At 64.9% G+C, this 6,351-nt stretch carries 6 protein-coding genes and 1 tRNA gene; 3 read left to right on the forward strand and 4 right to left on the reverse strand.

Annotated features, from left to right (window positions below; all coding sequences use genetic code 11):
- Positions 1 to 106 precede the first annotated feature (106 nt).
- Positions 107 to 433 carry a DUF6280 family protein gene (locus CVV76_RS21125; RefSeq protein ID WP_035840992.1) on the forward strand — a complete coding sequence of 109 codons (327 nt, stop codon included), beginning with the start codon at positions 107 to 109 and terminating at the stop codon, positions 431 to 433.
- A 250-nt stretch (positions 434 to 683) separates the two neighbouring features.
- Here CVV76_RS21125 and CVV76_RS25505 read toward each other — a convergent pair whose 3' ends face one another.
- The 3 genes from CVV76_RS25505 to CVV76_RS21140 all read right to left on the reverse strand — a co-directional run bounded on the left by CVV76_RS25505 (position 684) and on the right by CVV76_RS21140 (position 4,172).
- Positions 684 to 1,943 (reverse strand): hypothetical protein, encoded by a 1,260-nt coding sequence (locus CVV76_RS25505; RefSeq protein WP_102226673.1) that lies wholly within the window; start codon positions 1,941 to 1,943, stop codon positions 684 to 686.
- Between the two features lie 136 nt (positions 1,944 to 2,079).
- Positions 2,080 to 3,468: a TolC family outer membrane protein gene (locus CVV76_RS21135; RefSeq protein ID WP_233193078.1), complete on the reverse strand. Its 1,389-nt coding sequence runs from the start codon at positions 3,466 to 3,468 to the stop codon at positions 2,080 to 2,082.
- A gap of 50 nt (positions 3,469 to 3,518) precedes the next feature.
- Positions 3,519 to 4,172 carry a protein-L-isoaspartate O-methyltransferase family protein gene (locus CVV76_RS21140; protein WP_102226674.1) on the reverse strand — a complete coding sequence of 218 codons (654 nt, stop codon included), beginning with the start codon at positions 4,170 to 4,172 and terminating at the stop codon, positions 3,519 to 3,521.
- 264 nt (positions 4,173 to 4,436) lie between these two features.
- Here CVV76_RS21140 and CVV76_RS21145 point away from each other — a divergent pair.
- Positions 4,437 to 4,510, forward strand: a tRNA-Cys gene (locus CVV76_RS21145).
- A gap of 155 nt (positions 4,511 to 4,665) precedes the next feature.
- Complete coding sequence (locus CVV76_RS21150; RefSeq protein WP_102226675.1) at positions 4,666 to 5,241, forward strand: DUF6946 family protein; 576 nt, start codon at positions 4,666 to 4,668, stop codon at positions 5,239 to 5,241.
- Between the two features lie 812 nt (positions 5,242 to 6,053).
- On the opposite strand, the gene CVV76_RS25515 is transcribed toward CVV76_RS21150, so the two are convergent.
- The coding region (locus CVV76_RS25515; protein ID WP_146010341.1) for a transposase domain-containing protein at positions 6,054 to 6,351 on the reverse strand (298 nt) is incomplete at its 5' end.

Consider the following 6,351-nt stretch of genomic DNA (forward strand, 5'->3'; position numbering starts at 1 on the left):
GGAGCGCGCATGGCTGGCATTCGATAGAGGGGATACCGAATCGTGACAAAAACGCCATAGTCGCCGCACGCCAGGAAACGCAAGAGCAATAATAAAGGACGACATCATGGTCGACTTCGTTGACGGTACGGCGTTCAACTTCGAACAGGGCCAACGGTCGCGCAAGCTTTTTGCCGCCGTGGTCCTTGCGGCGTTGGACGATGCGATTGCCGACGACAAGAAATACGGCAACGGGCCGGAGCAGATCGCCCGCTGGGCGCGCTCGCGCGATGGGCGCGAAGTGCTGTCCTGCGCCGGGATCGACCCCAATGAGCGGGTCGTGAAGGGGCTTATGGAGTTCGTCTCCAAGGGCGTGCGGACCTCGGTCGCGCTGTCGCGCGAAGAAAGCGAGCGCCGTCATGCGCTGGAACTGGAGCAGGCCGAAGCCGCCTGATCCGACGCTGTCGCAATACTGGAAAGGCGCGCCCTTCGGGGCGCGCTTTTCCTTTGCGTGCCTGCGCCCCGCTTCGTCCGCGAAGGGGGTGTCACGTCGCGCGCGAAGGCCCCCTGACGCCCCTCAAGCGGTGGCTACCAGGGCCTGGATCATGGATTGGCAGATACTCTGCCCACGCAGAGCGCCCCTCTCGGCCGCGTCCGAGAAAGGTCAAATACACGCGCGCCAGCGCAGAGCCGCAGCGCAGGGCTTACTGGAAATCGCGTGAGGCCAGCGCGCGGTTGATCTCCGCCCGCACAAGCTTGCGCACGTTCCGGGTGATCCGCTCGCCCAGCGAACCCTGAAGCTCCTGCCGGATCATCTCGCGCACCAGTTCGCGCAGGCTGTCCTCGTCGAGATAGCCGGTGTCGGCCTCGTCGAAGATCCCGGCCGGCCCCATGTCGGAATCGACCTCCCCGGTCTCGGTTTCCCCGGTCTCGGTTTCCCCAGTCTCGGCTTCCTCGGCGTCGGCAACCCAGGCGTCGGCCTCCACGGACGGGGCTTCCCGCACTGTCGGCGCGACATCGTCGTCGACGAGGTCCGCCTTTGCTGCCCCGGCCGTGGTGTCCGGCTCGGGCTCCGGCCAGGCCCGGGCTTCAGCGCGGGCCTCCGGTGCATCGGCGAAAGCGGCTTCTGGTGAGGCTTCGGGCGCCCGCAGCGGGGCACGGCGCGCGCTGTGGAAAGTGGTTGCCCCCCCGTCGGCGCGCGGGGGCTCGGCCTCGGCGCCGGTGGGTTCCGTTGCGGCACCCGCGGCGGCCTCGACAGGGACGTCCGGCGCAGCCTCGGGCGTGCGATCGCCGGCCGATGCCCCACCCCGCCCGCGCGGGTTGCCGCGGTGAACGAAGCGCACGGGGCCGTCGAACGCGTTGCTGTGATTCTCGTCGCGGTCAACCTCGGCGGTGCCGTCCGGATCCCACTGATCGACGCGCTGCGCGACCGCAGCCTCCAGTTCGGCGATCGTCGATTCGATCGCCCGCTCCGTCGTCTTCTGCAGACGCAGGACCGACACGTTCTCGGGCTCGGATTCCGGCAGCCAGTCCTCGGCGACGTCGACACTCATCGGCGCTTCGTCCACCTCGACTACGGGCGCCTCGACCACGGGCGCCTTAGCCTCGGGCGCGACAGTTTCAGACGCGGCCGTGCTAGCGGCCACCTCCCGAGTGGGCACCGAAGGCTGTGGCGCCGTCGCCTCTTCGGGGGCGGCCTCCTCATCCTCACGCCCCGCGACACGTAGCGCGGGGGTCAGGACCAGCCTGCCGGCATCCGCCGAGATCCCCCGCGACCCGCGGCCAGACTGGGCGTCAGCCGGCAGGCCGCGCCCCGGGGCCGCCACCGTCGAGGTGCCGGGCGCCGCCGGGCGGCCGGCCTGGCCGGCGCGCAGGGCGCTTCCGGCCCGCCCCTCTTCGGAAACGAGTCGCCGGATCGAAGAGAGGACATCCTCGATATCGGTTCTGGTCATCGGATCGGACATGGACAGATTCCCCGCTGAATCTGCAAGTATGGTAGCCGGGTCCCTTCCACGACACAACTCGTGGGACGGACCCGGCGCGATATTTTGAAGATGACGGCCCGCCGGTCGCCCCGGCGGAACCTGCCGTCGCGGCCGCTCAGCGGCCGATCGACTTCATCACCTTGTCGAGACGCTTCCCGTAGACGCTTGTCGCCGGGGCGTTCTTGACCTGGTTGTAATAGGCCGAGGCGTCGTAGGTCGGGACACCAAGCTTGAGGTGCTGCGCGGTCAACAGGCCCATCGACGACAGCAGCTGGTAGACCGCGACATATTCGTCCGTCCCCGCCGTCACCCGCGAAGACCGCGCATCAAGAAGCGACTGCTCGGCATTGAGAACGTCGAGCGTGGTGCGTGAACCCAGCTTGGCCTCTTCCTTGACGCCGTTGTAGGCGGTCTGCGCGGCACGGATCTGCTCGTCATAGGCGCTGATAGAGGAGCGCGCCACGGCCAGCTGCGCCCAGGCGTTGCCGACGTTCTGGGTGACCGTCACCGAGGTCTGCATCAGCCCCGCCTTGTTCTGATCTTCCTGCGCCAGTGCCTTGCGATACAGCGCCGAGATCTTGCCGCCGGCATAGATCGGCTGGGTCAGGGTGACGGTCGCGCTGGCCGCATCGTTGCCGAGGTCGTCGACACCGTATTGCGCCGAGGCCGACAGCGAGGGCCGGATCTCGTCCTTGGCCTGCTGCGCCATGTATTCGGCCGCCTTCACCTGATACTGTGCCGACTTCAGGTCGGGATGGTTGCGCTGCGCGATCTGCACCGCCTGCGACTGGGTGCGCGGCAGTTGCGGCGCATGCGGCGGCGGCGCCAGGCGGCCCGGGTAATGCCCGGTCGCGGCCTTGTAGGCCTCGCGCGCCATGGCAAGCTGCCCCTGCGAGGCGGTCAGCTGCGACCGTGCGGCGGCCAGCGCGGCCTGCGATTGCGCGACGTCGGTGTTGGTGATCTCACCCACGTCGAACCGGTCCTTCGACGCCTTCAACTGCTGTTCGAGCACGCCAACGTTGCTCTGGTTGAGGCTCACCACCTCCTGCGTGCTGCGCACGTTCATGTAGGCCTGCACCGCAGCGAGCAGCACGTTCTGCTCGACCCCGGTCAGCGCCTCCTGGGTGGCCAGGACCGTCTGCTTGGAGGCCTCGATCGCGGCGCGGGTACGGCCAAAGTCGTACAACGTCATCGAGGCCTGGAGCCCGATCGTCCCGTAAAGGTTCTTGTAGGCCGTCGACGAGGATTTGTAGTTCGCCGTGACGCCCTGCGCCTGCAAGCCCAGCGTCGGCCGGAGCGCCGAGACGTTGACCGCCACATCCTCATCCGACGCACGCAGCACCGCGCGGTTCTGTTCGAGGAGATGCGAATTGCGGTAGGCCGCGATCATCGCGTCCGCCAGCGTTTCGGCGCTGGCCGGAAGTGCCGACACCGATCCGACAGCGACGCCCATGGTTACCGCCGCCGCGAAGGCGCCCACGCGCCCGAAAGTCCGCCCTGTCATCATTTTTCTCTCTGCCCCTTTTCCTCGTTCGTCCGCCCCCTGCCCCGGGGTCAGAACACGAAGGCCTTGTGTTTCTCGAACCCCGGCAGGACCGGCGCCGAGGCGTTGAAGCCAAAGCGCCAGCTCACGACGCCATCGAGCTTGTAGCCTACGCGGCACACACCGAGCGCGCCTTCCATGAAGACCGCGGCAATGCGACCGCCTTCCTTGAGCTGCGCGTCGAGCCCCTCGGGAAGCGCCTCGATCGCGCCCTCAATCAGGATCGCGTCATAGGGACCGTGCTTGGAGGCCCCCTGCGCAAGCGGCCCCTCGATCACCGCGGCGTTGTCGACCTCCTCGGCCGAGAGCGTCGCCTGCGCCTCGGCGGCAAGATCGTGGTCCTCTTCCAGAGCGACCACCGCCTCGGCCAGCCGGGCGATCACGGCACTGCCATAGCCCAGCCCCGCACCGATGTGCAGCACGAGGTCGTCGGGCTGGATATCCAGCAGGTCCAGCATCTTGGCCAGCGTCCTGGGGTCGAGCACGACACGTCTCTGCCCCAGCTCTACATTCTCGCCGACATAGGCGGCGTCACGGCGCGCCGCGGGAACATAAAGCTCGCGCGGGACGGCCAGCATGGCTTCGATGATAGGAAACTTGGTTACGTCCGAGGGACGGACCTGCGTGTCCACCATCACGGTCCGGCGGGCGGCGAAGTCGGTCATGGCTAAACTCTTCGGTCTAGTTTGGGTCAGATCCGGTTTGCCACATTCCGCCTCCCTCGGCAACACGCCATCGTACGGAATGGTACAGAACGGCAGGGCTGAGACAAATTTACATGGCCGGACGACCTGCCATTCCCCGACGGCATCGCCGCGCCTTTCCGCGGCGTTCCTCCACGCTGGCGCTTTCGCGCGCTCCTGCTGGCAGAGACGCAAGAGGCGATTGCATCCATCCGCCGGCTGGTATAGCTAGTGCCCACCTTCGGCGGCGAGTTGGCGGAGAGGTTACGCAGCGGATTGCAAATCCGTGTAGACCGGTTCGATTCCGGTACTCGCCTCCACCTTACTTTCATGGAAATTTTGCCATCAGCAGACTGTATCCAGCCCGCTGGTTTACCAGCCGGTTTACAGTTGAAGCCCTTGCGGCACACCTTCCAACGCTCCGCATCGGTCGAATCCTGTTGAACGAAAGGCCGATCCCGGGAATGATCCGGGCATGTCGCGTATCTATGTTCCCACCCGAGGATTGGGTGATTGGCGTGCCCTGCTGGCCGATCCCGAGAAGCACTGGCGCGCCGGGTATTCCGCCATGGCGGCGGCACGTTCCTGGGAGGCCGCCGACGGCCTGCCCCCGGAGATCGCAGCGATGTTCGTCACCAACGCGGAGCTCCTCCTCGCCATCCCCGAGCACAAGGTGGCGCTCCCCGGCGGGCGCCGAGAAAGCCAATGCGACGTATTCGCCCTGGTCAGGGACGGAAACGAGACCGTATCGCTTGCCGTCGAGGCTAAGGTCGCCGAACCCTTCGACAGGACCATCGGCGACTGGCTCCGGAATGCCTCGGACGGAAAGCGAACGAGGCTCGCCGCGATCTGCGAATTGCTGGGGTGCCCCCCTCCTCCGGACGACCTCTACTACCAGCTTTTCCACCGCACCGCCGCGGCGATCCTCGAGGCCAAGCGCTTCGGGACCGATACAGCCGCGATGGTCGTCCACTCGTTCGTAAGCGTTGCATCTGACCCACATTTTTCGATCTTACGCCCATGGAATTCTAGGGCTAGGTTGGCGCCGTAGCGCCAACCAGAGATCTGCAAAATAAGCACTTTCTGCTTTTCTTATGCTGCTGGGTGAACGCGATAAGGGCCGTCTATCGCAGAAGCACTCAGATCCCACGAAGGGCTGACCGTTGCTGTGATACTTCACAGTTCACCCAGTCTATGTCGCCGTTCTTCGGAGAGGGGTTGGATAACGCTTTCTGCTTTTTGTTGCGCTGCCGGACGAAAGCGACAATGGCCGGTCCTACTGCTGAGCCGCCCACACTGGAATCGTCGGCGCTCTTTGGCCAGCTTCCGCACGCAGATCATCGAGCACAGGACTTCTTTCGGTGCGACCTATCTGAATGCCCGCTGGACAGCCTCAAGCATGTGATCGAAGGGGGGATGTGGCCAGCTGATCGGTGGCGACATGAACAGCAAGCTGACTGCCGCGACCGACGCCAAGGGTCGCCCGCTCAAGTTTTTCATGTGGGCCGACCAAGTCGGCGACTATATAAGATTTACTGCACTACCGAGCGGTCACCCTCGGGTAGACTAGCAGCTCGCCGCTTGGGACTCTGATGTGGATTGGTTCCGTGGAACCCTGCAAAACAAGGACTGCCAGCGTGCTTAACTCACGGCTGCACATTTCTCTAGCTCAGATAGAAAAGCGGATACGCATAGCATTCACGCGCTGACGCGGAATGCGCCGCGGCACTCCGGTGCCGGCCGGCCCGCCGGACAAATTACTGGCGGCGAGGCCTTCCATCAGCTCAGCGCCAGGTGCGCCGTGCGACAAATTTGATCTGCGACTCCCTCCTTATGTTCGCCAAGCTTTGCAAATACTCAATTTCAGCCTGCAAAATGTCCGTTCGGACAGAGCCAAGGCAGAAGCTTGTCATATTCCACCCCCTTCTTTCCCGCCGACAGCTTCTCAAAGACCCAGGTAAGATACGCGTGAGGCTCAACACCGTTCATCTTGCAGGTTCCAATCAGGCTACTCATCATCGCCCAAGCTTCGCCGCCGAACTCGGAGCCCGCAAACAGTGCATTCTTGCGAAGCAGCGCCAGGGGGCGGATCGTGTTTTCGACTGGGTTGTTATCGGGCATGCTGTTGGTGGCGCTTCGGTTCCGCGGTCTGTTCTTCCAT

The sequence above is a fragment of the Acidimangrovimonas sediminis genome (genome assembly GCF_002871005.1).
Lineage (GTDB): Bacteria > Pseudomonadota > Alphaproteobacteria > Rhodobacterales > Rhodobacteraceae > Acidimangrovimonas > Acidimangrovimonas sediminis.

Bases quoted from the DNA above. Each gene is read 5' to 3' on its own strand.
- CVV76_RS21125 (WP_035840992.1), top strand. From the start codon at position 107: ATGGTCGACTTCGTTGACGGTACGGCGTTCAACTTCGAACAGGGCCAA.
- CVV76_RS25505 (WP_102226673.1), bottom strand. From the start codon at position 1,943: ATGTCCGATCCGATGACCAGAACCGATATCGAGGATGTCCTCTCTTCG.
- CVV76_RS21135 (WP_233193078.1), bottom strand. From the start codon at position 3,468: ATGACAGGGCGGACTTTCGGGCGCGTGGGCGCCTTCGCGGCGGCGGTA.
- CVV76_RS21140 (WP_102226674.1), bottom strand. From the start codon at position 4,172: ATGACCGACTTCGCCGCCCGCCGGACCGTGATGGTGGACACGCAGGTC.
- CVV76_RS21150 (WP_102226675.1), top strand. From the start codon at position 4,666: ATGTCGCGTATCTATGTTCCCACCCGAGGATTGGGTGATTGGCGTGCC.